This is a genomic window from Leuconostoc falkenbergense (genome assembly GCF_045801155.1).
GTDB classification, from domain to species: Bacteria; Bacillota; Bacilli; order Lactobacillales; family Lactobacillaceae; genus Leuconostoc; species Leuconostoc falkenbergense.
In genome coordinates this window covers 2,034,614-2,052,657 of sequence record NZ_CP174386.1, presented here as the reverse complement: position 1 = coordinate 2,052,657, position 18,044 = coordinate 2,034,614, and the positions used below count along the sequence as shown (strand labels likewise).

Genomic DNA, 18,044 nt, shown 5'->3' with positions numbered 1-18,044 from the left:
TCAACTCACACTTTTTTAGGCTTGACCTGTGATATCACCATGGACAAGCCGTTTAAAAATATGTCGGTCGGCCCAAGCGATGTTACGGCCTTGGAAAAGAAAAGATACAATTGTGCCTAGTCCTAAAGCCACAAGCTGATGACTGAAAGGGAAGCAAACTGCTGAAATACCAATGGCAACAGCAAAGTTACTCATTTGCGCTTTACTAGCGTTGCCGTGAAAATAATCAAACCGTAAAATGTTGGTCAAGTCATCAAGGGGATGTAGAATCCAATTGACACGCTGATAAATTGAGATAGCAACACCAATCGTCCACACCGCAAAAATATCGATTGGAAGTAACCACCACCAAGCAAGATGTCGAATGCCTAAGGAGACAAAGAGATTAGCAAAGACGCCAACCAACAAACTAAACGACATGCCAAACACAATATTGCCAATTAAACGGGGCCAATTAAAGTGCATGGCGAGCCACATGTTCAAGAAAGCGACACTCGTAGCAAAAAAAGCAAGGAATAAACTGATCGGCGCACCAGTTAGATTGGATAAATTGGCAGCACCAGCCGTCCAAGGAGCTGATCCCATTGCAGTTGCCACACTCAAACCATTTCCAAAAGAATTGATAATTAAAGATACAACGAAAAAACTAATTTTTTGTTTGTACCCTAACTGGTAAAATTGTCCGTCAATATAATACATGTTGTCTCATCCTCAAGCTAATATATTATCTTATTATAGCATTGTCGTCGCAAAGTGCTTGGTACATTTAGATTGAGAGTTCACGATTTCATAACATTTAGGGCGCAATGTTTACACTTTCTTCATAGAATAGTTATATAATAAGCCGTAGGCGTAATATTAAAAAATATGCCGATACTGTGATTAAGTACACAATACTATTTCTGTGTTTGTAAGCGCTTTCAAACGTACATTTATCAGGCGTTTAACAAATAAAAATTAAAAGTGTTGCTTTTTCTTGACACTTATTATATACTTAGATTGTTAAGAAATGAGCAAACAAAAAGGAGCACAAATTATGGCAGAAGCAACTGCAAAGAAGCCCGCTAAAAAGGTTTTGACACCTGAAGAAAAAGCTGAATTGACAGCTCAAGCTGAAAAAATGACGGCCGAATTGGTCGAAAAGTCACAAAAAGCTTTGGCAGAATTTTCAACATTTTCACAGGAACAGGTTGACAAAATTGTTGCCGCAATGGCATTAGCTGGTTCTGAAAATTCACTATTGTTGGCCCATGAAGCCCACGATGAAACTGGTCGAGGTGTTGTTGAAGATAAAGATACCAAAAACCGTTTTGCCTCTGAATCCGTTTATAACGCGATTAAGTTTGACAAGACAGTTGGCGTTATCAATGAAGATAAAATCCAAGGAAAGGTTGAATTAGCAGCACCACTTGGTGTATTAGCTGGTATCGTACCAACAACTAATCCAACGTCAACAACGATTTTCAAGTCAATGTTGACAGCTAAGACGCGTAATACGATTATCTTCGCATTCCACCCACAAGCACAAAAGTCATCAGTTCACGCTGCACAAATCGTTTATGAAGCAGCTGTGAAAGCTGGTGCACCCAAGAACTTTATCCAATGGATTGAAAAGCCTTCAATCTACGCTACAACTGCTTTAATTCAAAATCATGGCATCGCTTCAATTTTGGCTACTGGTGGTCCATCGATGGTTAACGCCGCTTTGAAGTCAGGAAACCCATCAATGGGTGTTGGTGCTGGTAATGGTGCTATCTACTTGGATGCAACCGTAGATACTGACCGTGCGGTGTCAGACTTACTTTTGTCAAAGCGTTTTGATAATGGTATGATCTGTGCCACTGAAAACTCAGCGGTTATCCAAGCGCCAATTTACGACGAAGTTTTGGCTAAGTTACAAGAACAAGGTGCTTACCTTGTGCCTAAGAAAGACTACAAGAAGATTGCTGATTACGTCTTCAAGCCAAACGCCGAAGGTTTCGGTGTAGCCGGACCAGTTGCTGGTATGTCAGGTCGTTGGATTGCTGAACAAGCTGGTGTTAAGATTCCTGAAGGCAAAGATGTCTTGCTGTTCGAGTTGGATCAAAAGAACATTGGTGAAGCTTTGTCATCAGAAAAGTTGTCACCATTATTGTCAATTTATAAAGTTGAAAAGCGTGAAGAAGCCATTGAAACAGTTCAATCATTGTTGAACTATCAAGGTGCTGGTCACAACGCTGCTATCCAAATTGGTTCACAAGATGACCCATTCATCAAAGAATATGCTGATGCAATCGGTGCATCACGTATCTTAGTTAACCAACCAGATTCAATTGGTGGTGTTGGTGATATCTATACAGATGCTATGCGTCCATCATTGACGCTTGGTACCGGATCATGGGGGAAGAATTCATTGTCTCACAACTTGTCAACATACGACTTGCTTAACATCAAAACTGTTGCACGTCGTCGTAACCGTCCACAGTGGATCCGTTTGCCTAAGGAAGTTTATTATGAAGCAAACGCGATTACTTACTTGCAAGAATTACCATCAGTTAAGCGCGCCTTCGTCGTGGCTGACCCTGGTATGGTGCAATTCGGCTTCGTTGGTAAGGTTTTGAGCCAACTTGAATTGCGTCAAGAACAAGTCGAAACAAACATCTACGGTTCAGTTAAGCCTGATCCAACTTTGTCACAAGCAGTTGAAATTGCACGTCAAATGGCTGACTTTAAGCCTGACACAGTGATTTTGCTTGGTGGTGGTTCAGCATTGGATGCTGGTAAGATTGGTCGTTTCTTGTACGAATATTCAACACGTCATGAAGGTATCTTGGAAGATAATGATGCTATCAAAGACTTGTTTACAGAACTACAACAAAAGTTCATGGATATCCGTAAGCGTATTGTTAAGTTCTACCATGCACGTTTGACGCAAATGGTTGCAATTCCAACCACATCAGGTACTGGTTCAGAAGTGACACCATTCGCGGTTATCACTGATGATGAAACACACGTTAAGTACCCATTGGCCGACTATGAATTAACACCTGAAGTTGCCATTGTTGATCCAGAATTCGTGATGACTGTACCAAAGCGCACAGTTGCATTCTCTGGTTTGGATGCTTTGTCACACGCCTTGGAATCATACGTTTCAGTAATGGCTTCAGAATTTACACGTCCTTGGGCTTTGCAAGCTATTAAGTTGATTTTTGATAACTTGGCTGATTCTTATCACTATGATCCAAAGAACCCAACTAAAGAAGGTCAAAACGCACGTACAAAGATGCACTATGCCTCAACTTTGGCAGGTATGTCATTTGCTAACGCCTTCTTGGGTATCAACCACGCCTTGGCCCACAAGACTGGTGGTGAATTCGAATTGCCACACGGTTTGGCCATTGCGATTGCAATGCCACATGTGATTAAGTTTAATGCCGTAACTGGTAACGTAAAGCGTACACCTTATCCACGCTACGAAACTTATACAGCACAAAAGGACTATGCTGACATCGCGCGTTTCCTTGGTTTGAAGGGTAACACAGATGTTGAATTGGTTGATTCATTGATTGCAGCTGTTAAGGATTTGGCTGCGTCAGTTGAAGTTAACCAAACATTGTCAGGCAACGGCGTTGACAAGAAGCACTTTGACGATTCTTTGGATAGCTTGATTGATTTGGTTTACAATGACCAAACAACACCAGGTAACCCACGCCAACCTAGTTTGGCAGAAATTAAGCAATTGTTGAAAGATCAATTTTAATTAATGTTCATGAAAAACACACACAACATGAGTTGTGTGTGTTTTATTGTGTCATCACATAAATCAATAATGCAATTATCACGATGATAACCAAAATTATAGTGCCCTTAATTGATAGTAAGCCCAACCCACGCTCTGGGTGGTTGGTGACATCGTTTAAAGTATCATCTAAATCACTGCGACCAAAATTGTCTTTTTTCATGTCGTTCTCCAAAGGGTAAGTTGACGGAAGATGTTTCTTTCATTGCTAGATATTGTAATGCAAATTGATGAGGAATACCAGCTGTAATTAAAAAACACAAAGGATAATTTTATCCTTTGTGTGTCAAACTTAGCATTAAATATTTTCAAGATGACCTTTTTTATCTTTAGCGATTAAGTAGTAAACGGTTGCGGCAATTGACCATGCCCAAACGATATGTCCCCAGAATTCTGAGAAATGTTCATCGAATGGTTGATGCCATGGTGCAGGGACCGTTCCAAAGGCGGGCATCAAGATGACGTGCCACACAATCCAAAGAACGATACCATAAGCGGCACCTTGCCACAAGGCAATTTTTGACCAGTATTGTGATACAAAAACGTACAAGACTGAAAAGGCAATAGCAAATGAAAAATGCAAAATTAAGGTGAACCAGAAAACTTTTTGATCTTGTGAATAGTAGAAGTAAGATTCAACTAATTTTTTGGGGATACCTAATTGCATGGCCATGTGCTGTGGCGGATTAATCAGGTTACGGGCAATTGTACGAGGTGGAAAAATATTTTCCCAACCAATTTTGACCATGCCGGAAATCATACCGGCGATGAAACCGTACCAGACACTTTTGATAATAATTTCTTTGAGACTAGCCTTTGGCTTATTTAAAACAAACATCAACACTCTCCTTAAAATGTGAATAAAATAACAAACAAATACTAATTTTAAACGTTTATCAATTAGTTGTCAAGACAAGAAGTTGCAGTAGATATTATCATCAAAAAAATAGGACAAAAAACCGCGACACCATTTTGATACAAACAAAAGCCACCAAATTAATTAGTAAAATTTGATGGCTTTAAAATGAGTATTATTGTTTTCTGATTTAAGTCTCAGAGCTCTTACACTAACAAATAGATAGTTATTATGAGAAATAGTGAACATGAAATCACATATTACCACAGGTTAAAATTAGGCTTCATCATACCAAGCATAGTGGAACATTTCACCGGCTGGCTTATCCACGCGTTCATAAGTATGAGCGCCAAAGTAATCACGTTGTGCTTGGATTAAGTTAGCGGGCAAAACAGCGGAGCGGTAAGAATCATAATAGGCGACCGCAGCAGATAATGATGGTGTTGGCACACCGGCTGACACAGCCAGTGCAACAACACGGCGGGCTGCACCTTGATACTTTTCAGCAATGTCTTTAAAGTAGCTATCTAAAAGCAAATTATGCAAATCACTTTTAGTTGTGTAGGCGTCAGTGATTCTTTGTAGGAATTGTGCTCGGATAATCGCACCAGCACGCCACAATTGCGCAAGTTCACCAAATGGTAGATTCCAATCATAATGATCTGAAGCCATCCGTAATTGGTCAAATCCTTGGGCGTAAGACATGATTTTTCCAAAGTAGAGTGCCTGACGAACATCTTCTACGACGCTGTCTTTGTCACCATCAAAGGTAAAATCAGGACCGTTTAGCAAATCGGCAGCTACGAGACGATCTGCTTTTAGTGCTGAAATATAACGTGCGTAAACAGATTCAGTAATCAATGATTGTGGTGCCCCAACTTCAAGTGCTGATTGTGATGACCATTTACCAGTGCCTTTGTTACCGGCGCGATCGAGAATAACGTCTACTATTGGCTTGTCAGAGCCCAAATCATCTTTGCGAGTTAGAATATCGGCTGTGATTTCGATTAAGTATGAGTTCAATTCACCACTATTCCAATCAGCAAAAGTCTTGGCCAAATCATTGGCATTCAAATCGAGTACACGCTTTAAAATATCGTATGATTCGGCGATTAATTCCATATCACCATACTCGATACCATTATGCACCATTTTGACGTAGTGACCAGCACCATTTGGACCGACATAAGTAACGGTTGGCCGACCATCTTCTGGTGCTTTTGCGGCAATTTCTTCTAAAATAGGTGCCACTGAATCATAAGCTTCACGTTGACCACCGGGCATTAGTGATGGTCCTTCAAGTGCGCCTAATTCACCACCAGAAACACCCATGCCAATAAAGTTGATGCCTGATTGTGAGAGTTTTTCTGAACGACGGATTGTATCTTGGAAGAAAGTGTTACCACCATCAATGAGCAAATCACCTTTTGATAGGTGTGGCAGTAACTCATCAATGACATCATCAGTGCCTTTACCAGCTTTAACCATTAGTAAAATACGGCGTGGTGCTTTGATGGATTGTACAAAATCTGGGATTGAATAACTAGGAATAAATGATTTATCAGCGTGCTTTTGAACCAAATCGTCTGTTCGCGCGCGAGACCGATTAAACACTGAAACGGTGTAACCACGTGACTCAATGTTGAGTGCCAAGTTGCGACCCATTACTGCTAAGCCAACAACGCCAAAATCTGACTGTGTCATACTATTTACCTGCTTTCCAATAATTGTATTTATACGTGATATGAACTGCAATTTTTATTTTGAATTGTATTTAACTTACTACCCCAAAATCTATTAGTCAGTGTCTCATAAAACGGTATAAAAGAGTGCCTACTTTCCAAAATAAAATAATAGATTTGTTACTTTTATGGTAACACGCACATGGCTTTTGTCACTTGATATGTTTGTGAAAATTGTGAGTTTTTTGTGTTCAAATTGGCTTTTGAAAAGATGTTATTTTAGCCATTAGCGCGACAATAAAAAAAGCCTGATGACTCAGACTTCTTGGTAAACGAGTTCAATTTTTAATCGATCTGGATCTTCAAAATAAAGGGCTTGGTAATCTTGCCCGCCAGCGTATGGATATTGTTGCGGGTACAATTCTTTCAGGTTAAGCTCATGAATCCAGTCACGCCAGTGATCAAGCTCCTGACGTGAGGCGACATGGAAAGCGAGATGGTTTAGACCATTGTGCTTGCGATGGAAACTTGGTGATAAATAGTTGTCTTCGGTTTGGACAAATACTAAGTAGGTGTCACCTAATTTCATTGAAAAGCCAGCCGACCATTCTTGATAAAGGTCATAGTCGAGTGCTGTTAAAAAAGGTAGCCAAAATTGACGTGATTTCTCCAAATTAGCAACATTGATTTCAATATGGTGTATCACACCGCGCATAGTTAACCTCGTTTTGTTAATTTAACGACACCTTCCCAACGGGCAGTCTGTGGGAACATATCAATACTTTGAATATAATCAACCTGATAGACTTGTGCGAGATCAACTAAATCACGTGCTAATGTGGAAGCATTACATGAAATATAAACAAATTTCTCGGGTTTTGTGCGTAGAATTTCGCGCCGTAAAGCAGTGTCTAAACCAGTACGTGGGGGATCAACAATCAAGGCGTCGGCCACCCAGCCTTGCGCTTGCCACTTTGGAAATAAGGCTTCGGCTGTGCCAACTTCATAATGTGCATTTGTGATATTATTGCGTGCAGCGTTGTCATTGGCATCATCAACAGCCTCTGGTACAATTTCCATGCCACGGACTTCGCCAGCTTTGTCTGCTAATGTCAGACCAATCGTTCCAACACCAGCGTAGGCATCAACGAGTTTATCTGCATGGGTCAAATTTAGCGCGGTTAATGCTTCTTCATACGCCACAGTCATTTGCGTGTGGTTGAGTTGCATAAACGCCCGAGGCGATAATTGGAAGGTCTTGCCGAGAATGGTCTCTTCAATCGTGTCACGGCCCCATAATTTGAGCGTTTCCTCACCCCACACCAAACTCGTACGACCGGGATTGTAATTTTGGAAGATACCCACGACTTCAGGTAATGCTTGATTGATAGCAGCAATTAAAGCCGTATCTCCCGGGAAACCATCAGTATGCGTGACAAAAGTCAATTGCACGTCACCTGTTGTGTGTGAAACACGGGCGATAATTGTTTTCACAGTTCCGCGATTTTTATCTTCATTATAAATGGAGACAGACAGTTTATCGAGCAGTTCTGCGACCTTGCGGATAACTTTCATGGTGGCTGGGTCTTGCGTGTGTACAACGGGCAAATCGACAAGTTCATGACTGCCGCGTTTGTACATGCCAACACTTAATTTATCGCCAATTTTGCGAACGGGGAATTGCGCTTTATTACGGTAATCGTATGGGTTGTCCATGCCGATTGTGTCGCGTAATTCATAGTGTGTCCAGCCACGGGGTTGGAATTTTTCGAGTGCTTGGGCAATGACGTCTTTTTTGAAGGCGAGTTGCGCCGGATAGGTCATGTGTTCAAGTTCAAAGCCACCCACAGTATCAGCGTACTCATCGAGTGGTTTGACACGTTGTGGTGATTTCTCACGAATTTTGAGCACTTTGGCGGCGATGTATTTTGGTTCGACTTCCGTGACTTTCACCACAGCGACTTCGTCTGGTAAAGCGCCGGGGACAAAGACAATCTTGCGTTTGAAATAGCCAATACCCTCACCATTAATACCCAATCGTTTGATTGTTAATGGGAAATTTTGACCAACGCGAACATTGACCCCGTCTTGTGCGCCATGATTGGGTCGGCGGTTGCCTTTAAAAGACTGCTTATAAGTCGTCTTTTTTGGTGTATTGTTGTGATCGTTTTGGTAGGGCCGTTTTTTTTCTGTTGTCATGTTTTACTTTCTGCATTGCAATGCCAAATAGCGGTTCGTTACGTCCTTAATCATACCATGTTTGGATAAAGGAAAGGCACCTCAAGAAATTTTGACGACAAATGTTTGGTAGGCATGATAATACAGCCGGTAGATATTTTGTAATAGTAATAAAATCCAACTTAATGTCAGCCCAAAAGCAATGATTTCAAAAGCTGTCAGAGACAAATAACCAATGACTTCAAATAGCAGCATCGTGACGACCAAAACACCACCAATGACGTATGAAGTGACCATAAATTCACGCGGTGCATTTGGTAATAACCACCGGTTGCCAGCCATCAAAATTAAAATAAAATAGACTAAGCCGTTGGCGATTTGATCATGAATAAAATGCAGTTGTCCGGCGTTATTTGGAAAGGCACCAATACCTGCTAGTGAGATGGCCGATAATGTTAGCAAAACGCGTAAGACAATCAGTCGGTGATTGCCACGCATGACTTGTTGCAGTGGTACAAACAAATAATCGACTAAGGCAATCCAAATTAAGCCAGCCAAAATCAACGTTGCGTTAAATTGCCAAGCGTCAAGAGCGCCGTCCGTTCCTAAAAAACTCAAGTTATATTGCCACCATAGCCGTGAACTGTTGGTTACCATCGCAATTAAGACGCCGCCAATCATAGTCATCACAAAAATCGCAGTAATAAATAAAGTTGAAATCGACAAAGCGGCGTAAATCATCAAAAAATTAATAATCGCATCAAATAAAACAAATAACACCACCGAGGTGAATAAATCAAAGGTCACATTTTGAAATAAGTAATTAATTGCCCAAAAAAATCCAGAGGTTATAAAGGCTAAAATAATCGCAAAAGCAATCAATAAAGCAGGGAAAACACGCCAGCTCGTTTTGCGCTTGAGTGAATTAGGTTGACGACGAACTTCTTGAACATAAGTTACCAAAAAACTAAGCATACCACTCATTTCGCCTAACAGAATGACAGCGCTGGCAATTGAATCGTCGCCGCCTAATGGTAATTGAAAGTGTCTTTGATACAGTGCATAACCAATGAATAACAATGCCGCCAACACTGATGGGACTAGGAAATGTCGCAGTGATAATGTTTGAATTTCATTTTGACCGTCTATTGGGTGTAGCGTGAGCGATCCGTTTCGTAAAGTTAAATGAAATGATTGTTCAGGCTGTAAGTGCAATTCAGTGACAACTTCTTCAGGTAAGTTGATATGGTAGGGTGTTTTAGACATGATATTCTCCAATAACATCTAGTTTATCATGACATCACTGGGGGAAAACAACTAATGTAATAAAATAAAACAACAATTTAATAGTTTACACTTGTGTTATGTCATAAATGTGATATACTATAAATATAGAGAGAAACAAGAAAAGTGAGTGATGAAATCTCACGAGCCTCTTTTTGATAAAGGAGATGTAACTAGATGTTTAGAAGCAGCAACTTTATACAAGACTACGCCCACAATCGTGTGCGTGGTCAAACTAACGAGGACGGCGATTGACAATGAGATTTGATATTAAAGCATATTTAGATGATAATTCGCTAACAATTTATCGTGTGGCGAAGGATTCTGGTTACGGGTATACAACGATTCACAAGTCGTTTAATAAAACACAATCAGACGCAACGAGCTTGAATATGCGCGATCTTGACGCACTCGCGAAGGCACAACACAAAGCAATGTGGGAAGTGCTCAGAGAACTTGAGAAACTTTATTTTGATGAACAGTAAACAAGTGCTTGGGGAAGCACAAGCACGTAGATAAAAAGGGGAATTTAAACTATGGCTAACAATAATTTTTTCAATGATCCATTCGGATCAGATATGAATGACATTTTTAACAACATGATGGGCAATATGAACGGTATGAATTCGGAAAATCGTCGTTATTTGATTAACGGTCGCGAAGTCACACCAGAGGAATTTGCGCAATATCGCCAAAGTGGTCAGCTACCACAGGGTAGTCAGCAAGCCGGTCAAGTGGCTGGTAATGGTCGCCCAATGGCACAACAACCGGGACAAGTTAAGCAAGAAGGCATGTTGGCAAAGCTTGGTCGTAATTTGACGCAAGAGGCACGTGATGGCTTGCTTGATCCAGTGATTGGTCGTAACAAAGAAATTCAAGAAACAGCGGAAATTCTAGGTCGTCGTACCAAGAATAACCCTGTGCTAGTCGGTGATGCCGGTGTTGGTAAGACGGCGGTCGTTGAAGGATTGGCACAAGCGATTGTCAATGGGGATGTCCCAGCCGCCATTAAAGATAAGGAAATTTATAGCATTGATATTTCTAGCTTGGAAGCTGGCACACAATTCCGTGGCGCTTTTGAGGAAAATATCCAAAACTTGATGAAAGAAGTCAAGACGGCAGGTAACATCATCTTATTCTTTGATGAAATTCATCAAATCTTAGGCGCTGGTTCAACTGGTGGCGAAGATGGTGGTAAGGGATTGGCTGATATTATCAAGCCTGCTTTGAGTCGTGGTGAGATTTCATTGATTGGTGCCACAACACAAGATGAGTACCGTAACACAATCATGAAAAACGCTGCCTTGGCACGTCGTTTCAACGAAGTAACGGTTAATGCACCAAGTCCAAAGGACACGCTTGAGATTTTGAAGGGTATTGCTAAGTTATACGAGAAGCATCACCATGTCTCATTGCCAGAAGATGTTTTAAAAGCAGCGGTTGATTATGCGGTTCAGTACATTCCACAACGGTCATTACCAGATAAGGCGATTGATTTGTTGGATATGACAGCAGCACATTTGTCAGCGAAGAATCCAGTGACAGACAAGGTCAGCCTAGAAAAGCAAATGACTGATGTTAAAGCAAAGCAAGAAAAGGCAGTTAGTGATGAAGATTATGAAGCAGCCTTGAAATATAAGAACCAAATTGCTGATTTGGAGAAGAAAATCAATAGTGCTGAAGATGCTACAAAAGTTGTGGCAACGCCAAATGATGTTGCGGAATCAGTTGAACGTTTGACTGGTATTCCCGTTGCACAAATGGGTGCTTCAGATATTGAACGCTTAAAGACAATTGGTGATCGCTTGGCTGGTAAAGTTATTGGTCAAGATGAAGCTGTTAACATGGTTGCTAAGGCAATTCGTCGTAATCGTGCGGGATTTGATGAAGGTAATCGTCCAATTGGTTCGTTCTTGTTTGTTGGACCAACTGGTGTTGGTAAGACTGAACTTGCTAAGCAGTTAGCGTTGGATATGTTCGGTAGCAAGGAAAACATTGTCCGTCTGGATATGAGTGAGTATTCTGATTTGACGGCCGTATCAAAGTTGATTGGTACGACGGCAGGATATGTTGGTTATGACGACAACAGCAACACCTTAACAGAAAAAGTACGTCGTAATCCATACTCAATTGTCTTACTAGACGAAATTGAAAAGGCTAATCCGCAAGTTTTGACATTACTATTGCAAGTGATGGATGATGGTCGCTTGACTGATGGTCAAGGTAATGTGGTTAACTTTAAGAATACAGTCATTATTGCCACATCAAACGCCGGCTTTGGTCATGGCGCAGCAGGTGATGAAGAAGACTTGATGAAGAAGTTGGCACCTTACTTCCGCCCTGAATTCTTGAACCGTTTCAATGGTGTGATTGAGTTTAGCGCTTTGACAAAGGCGGACTTGAAGCAAATTGTTGACTTGATGTTAGATGATGTGAACAAGACATTGGCTAAGAAAGACTTGACATTGCAAGTATCTGAAGCGGTCAAGAATCATCTGATTGAAGATGGTTATGACGAAGCAATGGGTGCACGTCCACTACGTCGTGTCATTGAGCAACAAATTCGTGACCAAGTAACCGATTTCTACTTGGATAACCCCGGTGAAAAGGCTTTGAGCGCTGACTTAGTTGACGGCAAGGTAGTCATCTCAGCAGTGGTTGCAAAGACAGCAGTAACTGAATAATAGTTGTTAAATGATTGAACCAGTTCATCTATTGATGAGCTGGTTTTTTTGTATGATTTGTTCACAAAATGGTCATCATTTGTTCAAGGTAGCTTCACCCCCCCACTTTATACTAAATGATGACGATAAAACTGGGAGTATGCTGCATGAAAAAATATGTTAGAAAAGCCATCTTATTAACGATAACTTTGCTACTGGTTAGCGCAAGTCCTGTACAAATGGTAGCCGCTGTGGCTGCCGAACAATCTAATCTGAAATCGTCAACACAGGATAAGACAAAAAAGGCCGCATTACTGGATAAAGTTTTTAAAATGCCAAAAAGACAGTCGGAGGTTAATATCTCGGCTGATAATGATAAGGCACCAGCTGAAGTTCAGCCAGAGCCAAAGGCTGACCCTATGCCAGAACCAGAGAAGCCGGATGCAGCGCAAAAAGAAAAAATAAGTGAACCGACGTTAGCACCACAGTTAAAAGCAACTGAGACGATCACAGGGACTTATGGGACATCACCATACACGCTGGACCCAGATACCGGCGTTTTGGAGTTTGGAGCGGGAACGTTGGCAGGGGGTGCCATTAATAATGCTACCGAGTTCGCAAGCTATATCTCAATGATTAAGGAAATAAAATTCTTATCCGGTGCCAAGTTGCCATCGAATAGCAGTGATATGTTTAGGTCATTATCAAGTTTAGAAAAGTTTGATAGCGCGAATCTTGATACATCAGATGTGACGACAATGGTCCGCATGTTTTATGATTCGGCCGCCACGACGATAGACGTGAGTGGTTTTGACACAAGTGCAGTCACTGACATGAGGTATATGTTTGGTTATTCAAAGGCGACGACGATAGACGTGAGTGGTTTTGACACAAGTGCGGTCACTGACATGAGTGCTATGTTTTATGATTCGGCCGCCACGACGATAGACGTGAGTGGTTTTGACACAAGTGCGGTCACTGACATGAGTCGTATGTTTTATAGTTCGGCCGCCACGACGATAGACGTGAGTGGTTTTGATACAAGTGCGGTCACTGACATGAGTGCTATGTTTTATGATTCGGCCGCCACGACGATAGACGTGAGTGGTTTTGACACAAGTGCGGTCACTGACATGAGTCGTATGTTTTATAGTTCGGCCGCCACGACGATAGACGTGAGTGGTTTTGATACAAGTGCGGTCACTGACATGAGTGCTATGTTTTATGATTCGGCCGCCACGACGATAGACGTGAGTGGTTTTGACACAAGTGCGGTCACTGACATGAGTTCTATGTTTAGTAATTCGGCCGCCACGACGATAGACGTGAGTGGTTTTGATACAAGTGCAGTCACTGACATGAGTTCTATGTTTAGTTCTTCAGACGCGACACCGATAGACGTGAGTAGTTTTGACACAAGTGCAGTCACTGACATGAGTCATATGTTTTATAGTTCGGCCACCACGACGATAGACGTGAGTGGTTTTGATACAAGTACAGTCATTGACATGAGTTATATGTTTTGTCATTCAGAGGCGACAACGATAGACGTGAGTGGTTTTGATACAAGTGCAGTCACTGACATGGGTGATATGTTTGATGGTTCGGCCGCAACAACGATAGACGTGAGTGGTTTTGACACAAGTGCGGTCACTAACATGATTTACATGTTTTATTATTCGGCCGCAACAACGATTGACATCAGTAGCTTTGATACAAGTCTAGTGACCGACATGCGCTACATGTTTTATCAATCAAAGGTGTTGTCACTAGATTTAAGTCATTTTACGTTCAACTCAGAATGCGACGTTGACAACATGTTATATACGCATAGCGGTAACTTATGGAAGCTAACACTTGGCGCGAACCAAACATTTAATTCAGACGCCAATATTCAGAATCCAAGTGTGGGTTCGACTATTCCGGGAACTAGTGATTACGTGAGTGGTAATCGCTGGCAAATTGTTGGTGATGGGACTGACCATGCGCCCACTGGTGCCTTGATTTCCGGTTATGACATTCCAAGTGATAGTCGTGCAGTTACGACAACGTACGTTTGGGAACATCGTGAAAAGTGGCGTGGTGTTAATGGTAATTCACCGTGGTATTTGAATCCAGATGATGGTGTTTTGACATTCTACAAGTCTGAAGACAGCTCGCCCACGGTGCTGGCTGAGTCAGTTTATAACAATTTAATTAGTACTTTTGGCTGGAGTACTGAGTTACCCAAGTTAGTTACTGCTATTAGATTTGAAGATGATGTTGCAGCGCCAGTGAATTCAAGCTATTTGTTCTCGGATTTGGAGAACTTACAATCATTTGATGATACGAATCTCGATACTAGTAATGTTGAGGATATGAGTGGCATGTTTGCTTACGCATCACAGTTAAGTACGCTCGATTTGAGTCACTTCAACACTGATAAGGTTGAGTATATGGATACGATGTTTGGTGGATTGTCTAGTTTGACAGCGCTGAATATTGAAAGTTTTAACACGAGTAATGTAACAAACATGGGCTACATGTTTGTCGAGACGTCACTGAGTAGCCTTGATTTGAGTCATTTCAATACTGATAAGGTTGAGAATATGTCATGTATGTTTCTAATGATGCCTAACTTGACGGCGTTAGATTTGTCTAGCTTTAATACCAGCAATGTCACAGATATGTTTGGTATGTTTGCCCTGAACGGCCTGAAGCATTTAGACTTGTCACATTTCGATACGGCACGTGTTGAGAATATGCAAGTCATGTTTGTGGCTGCGTCACTGGAAACATTAGATATTAGCTCATTTGATTTATCTGGGTTAAAAGAAGTGAACCCTGACGAGGGTGGAATTGGCGTTACCTCGCCGGTTGCGTTCATGTTTAGCTCATGGCAAGCGTTGGACCCTGAATCTGATCAAGAAAGCAACCTTTGGCAGGTTAAGCTTGGTGAGCAGACAGTATTCCCAGACGACCCGGGATTTGAAGCAGCACCAGCGGCTGGCACAACGATTCCTAGCACAAGTTACGTCACGAATGACGCGGCTTGGCAGATTGTTGGCAACGGCACTTTCTTGAATCCAAAAGGTGACAAGGTTTCTACCACTGAAATGTGGGACGATGCGATTCGACCAGTAACGTATGTTTGGGCGAACAAAAATCAAGCTTCGCCAAGTATTGTATCAGTTGATGCCCTTAATTTTGGCACGTTGAGCTTGGCTAACACGAGCTTAACACCGACAGCAACCAATATGGCGACTGGTAATCTGAAATTAGGCGACTTGGACGGTAACTATCACGTTTCAGTGGCACAAGCTGCTAACTGGGAGATTGGTACTGGCGGACAGACGATTAGCAGTGATTATTTGCCTATTAAGTATGGCGACACGTCATTAGCGAGTGGGATAGCAACGTTTGTTTCAGGTGAAACTGAAGACGCTGTTGTGACTGAATTAGATGTTAAGTTTAACCATGCTACTGGGAAGAACTTTACGCTTGATTTGCGTGGTAGTGGTAATTTGTCACCTGCATTAGGCGAAACATTAACGACTACGATGACATGGACGTTAAGTGACACGCCAGAGTAATAACAGCAATGAGTGAAAATGGTACAATGAAGAAAATAGATAAAGGACTTTTTGCGTGTTAACCACGCACAACAGACATTACGATGATTATTCAACATGCCATTTTGCATATTTTAGATACGAACACAGGTAGTTTAATTGCTTCCCAAGCGGAAATGAACGTTGATAACGCTGGTGTTCATGATTATATTGACAAGATTGTCGCCAAGGTCATGCAAGGTGATATCAAGACAGGTCATCTCACCGCCGACAATTATCTCAAAAAAAGTTTGACACAAGATGATTTTGCGACCATGACCACGCAACTCGCTGCTAAATTATTTGACACAATGGCCGGGAGTGAAGCAATTCACCCCGGCGATTTGTTGAGTTTTCAAGCGACGATGGACGAAGGGCCAGTATTTGGGTTGATAAAGTTGGATTTTGCACCACGTTATGCACATGCTGTCGAATACGAAGACGACAAAATGGTGAATAACTTGGTGCTAAATCAAGCTGTTTTGCCCGCTGCGACGCAAACGGTCAGTGAAGCAATATTGGTTGATTTAAACGATGATAGTTATCAACTGCTAGAAAAGAAATACCTCATTGATGGTCACCGCGTGCCGTATTTTTCTGAAAAATTCCTCGAAATAAAACCCGACATTTCGGTAAAAGAGAATATTCAAACGATTAAGCGCACGGTTAAAAACATCGCTGAAAAATACGACGAACCAGAGCATGAAGCGCTCGCTATCACACAAACCGTTATCCATGATAGCATTGAAGCGACTGGTGAAATTGACACTGACAAAATTGCTGAAAAAGTTTTCACCAATAATATCAGCGCGAAGCAAGAATACACTGAAAAGGTGACCGAAAAGGCAATTCCAAAGACTGTTGCTGTACCCAACACGACCAAATACGAGAAAAAGTATCGCGTCCAAAAGTTTAAATTGGATTCCGGTATTGAATTATCCATTCCGATTGATATTTATCAAGATCATAGTAAAGTAGAATTTGTCAATAACGCGGATGGTACGATGTCGTTGGTGCTCAAAGACATTGCGTCCATCGTCAACAAGTTCAGCGTTTAAGGAGAAAAATATGCCCTATCAAGATTCCTATATTGCTAAAATACGTGAAAAAGTTGGTCATGACTTTGAATTAGTGACGGCCACTACTGACACCGTCATTGAAAATCAAAAAGGCGAGCTGTTGATGGTCTTTAATCGTGATTTCAATGCGTGGGCATTTCCCGGTGGCTACGTTGAGCCAGAAATGTCGTGGCAGGAAAATGCAGCGCGTGAATCGCTTGAAGAAGGTGGTATCGTCGCGGATCCACAACAATTACAACTGATAGGAACAGTATCAGGACGCCACTACGTTGCCCATTATCCCAATGGTGACCGCACGAAGCTTTACACAACGATTTATTTGTTAACATCATGGGATGATGAGTTATCTCAAATTGATGACACTGAAATCGACGCTAAGCGTTGGATGTCACCGAAAACAATTGCCCACACACCGCTAACGTTTTCTGGGGACGCTGTTTTTAGAGTATATCAGCAATACAAAGCGACCGGTCAAGCGCAAACATTGACGGTTGATAGTATCCTACAACGCTTTCTTGACGCCCAAAATGGTGAAATTATTGGCGTAAATTCCTATCAAGACGCACTTCAAGAATTAACCAATGGTCAAAAACAGACCCATTGGATGTGGTTTGTGCTACCACAATTAAAAGGTTTGGGTAGCAGCGCGCGTGCAATGTATTATGGTATTGATGGCGAACAAGAAGCCAACGATTATCTTACTGATGATACATTGCGTGAACGTTTAGAAACGATTGTCACGACCACACTGAATTTGCCTGACTCTGATCCGGTGGCATTATTTGGTGAAGTCGATGCGCAAAAATTCCAAGCGAGTTTGACATTGTTTGGTAAAGTCGCTGACAATTCTGAACTGTACCAACGTGCATTGGTGAAATACTTCAACGGACGCTTACATGAGCCAACGTTAGCACTGTTAAAATAAAAAAGCCTG

The 18,044-nt window shown here is 41.7% G+C and carries 13 protein-coding genes; 6 read left to right on the top strand and 7 right to left on the bottom strand.

Annotated elements, in window-relative coordinates; genetic code table 11:
• Window positions 1–15: 15 nt before the first annotated feature.
• Window positions 16–699, bottom strand: coding sequence for a hypothetical protein (locus ACI3ES_RS10575; RefSeq protein ID WP_114667116.1), 684 nt, complete (start codon window positions 697–699; stop codon window positions 16–18).
• Between the two features lie 337 nt (window positions 700–1,036).
• Here ACI3ES_RS10575 and adhE point away from each other — a divergent pair, with 337 nt between their 5' ends.
• A complete protein-coding gene (gene adhE / locus ACI3ES_RS10570; RefSeq protein WP_114667115.1) occupies window positions 1,037–3,739 on the top strand; it encodes a bifunctional acetaldehyde-CoA/alcohol dehydrogenase in 2,703 nt (900 codons plus the stop codon).
• Between the two features lie 43 nt (window positions 3,740–3,782).
• Here adhE and ACI3ES_RS10565 read toward each other — a convergent pair whose 3' ends face one another.
• The 6 genes from ACI3ES_RS10565 to ACI3ES_RS10540 all read right to left on the bottom strand — a co-directional run bounded on the left by ACI3ES_RS10565 (window position 3,783) and on the right by ACI3ES_RS10540 (window position 9,760).
• Entirely contained in the window at window positions 3,783–3,941 is a 159-nt protein-coding gene (locus tag ACI3ES_RS10565) for a hypothetical protein (RefSeq protein ID WP_181809847.1), read from the bottom strand.
• 135 nt (window positions 3,942–4,076) lie between these two features.
• Window positions 4,077–4,616 (bottom strand): DUF1440 domain-containing protein, encoded by a 540-nt coding sequence (locus ACI3ES_RS10560; RefSeq protein WP_114667114.1) that lies wholly within the window; start codon window positions 4,614–4,616, stop codon window positions 4,077–4,079.
• Between the two features lie 294 nt (window positions 4,617–4,910).
• Window positions 4,911–6,338, bottom strand: coding sequence for an NADP-dependent phosphogluconate dehydrogenase (gene gndA, locus ACI3ES_RS10555; RefSeq protein WP_114667113.1), 1,428 nt, complete (start codon window positions 6,336–6,338; stop codon window positions 4,911–4,913).
• A 294-nt stretch (window positions 6,339–6,632) separates the two neighbouring features.
• Entirely contained in the window at window positions 6,633–7,031 is a 399-nt protein-coding gene (locus ACI3ES_RS10550) for a VOC family protein (RefSeq protein WP_114667112.1), read from the bottom strand.
• A 2-nt stretch (window positions 7,032–7,033) separates the two neighbouring features.
• Window positions 7,034–8,515, bottom strand: a complete 1,482-nt coding sequence (gene rlmD / locus ACI3ES_RS10545) for a 23S rRNA (uracil(1939)-C(5))-methyltransferase RlmD (protein ID WP_114667111.1) — start codon at window positions 8,513–8,515, stop codon at window positions 7,034–7,036.
• A gap of 81 nt (window positions 8,516–8,596) precedes the next feature.
• Window positions 8,597–9,760 carry a DUF998 domain-containing protein gene (locus ACI3ES_RS10540; protein ID WP_114667110.1) on the bottom strand — a complete coding sequence of 388 codons (1,164 nt, stop codon included), beginning with the start codon at window positions 9,758–9,760 and terminating at the stop codon, window positions 8,597–8,599.
• A 275-nt stretch (window positions 9,761–10,035) separates the two neighbouring features.
• On the opposite strand from ACI3ES_RS10540, the gene ACI3ES_RS10535 reads away from it, so the two are divergent.
• From ACI3ES_RS10535 to ACI3ES_RS10515, 5 genes are all read left to right on the top strand, one after another.
• Entirely contained in the window at window positions 10,036–10,263 is a 228-nt protein-coding gene (locus ACI3ES_RS10535; protein ID WP_004910965.1) for a hypothetical protein, read from the top strand.
• Window positions 10,264–10,314: 51 nt separating this feature from the next.
• A complete protein-coding gene (locus tag ACI3ES_RS10530) occupies window positions 10,315–12,462 on the top strand; it encodes an AAA family ATPase (protein WP_010276070.1) in 2,148 nt (715 codons plus the stop codon).
• Window positions 12,463–12,608: 146 nt separating this feature from the next.
• Window positions 12,609–16,013, top strand: coding sequence for a BspA family leucine-rich repeat surface protein (locus ACI3ES_RS10525; protein WP_407631994.1), 3,405 nt, complete (start codon window positions 12,609–12,611; stop codon window positions 16,011–16,013).
• A gap of 83 nt (window positions 16,014–16,096) precedes the next feature.
• Window positions 16,097–17,089, top strand: coding sequence for a nucleoid-associated protein (locus ACI3ES_RS10520; protein WP_114667481.1), 993 nt, complete (start codon window positions 16,097–16,099; stop codon window positions 17,087–17,089).
• A gap of 10 nt (window positions 17,090–17,099) precedes the next feature.
• The gene (locus tag ACI3ES_RS10515; RefSeq protein WP_114667480.1) at window positions 17,100–18,035 is read left to right on the top strand and encodes a DUF1810 family protein; all 936 of its coding nucleotides are present in this window, start codon (window positions 17,100–17,102) and stop codon (window positions 18,033–18,035) included.
• The last annotated feature ends 9 nt before the right edge of the window (window positions 18,036–18,044 follow it).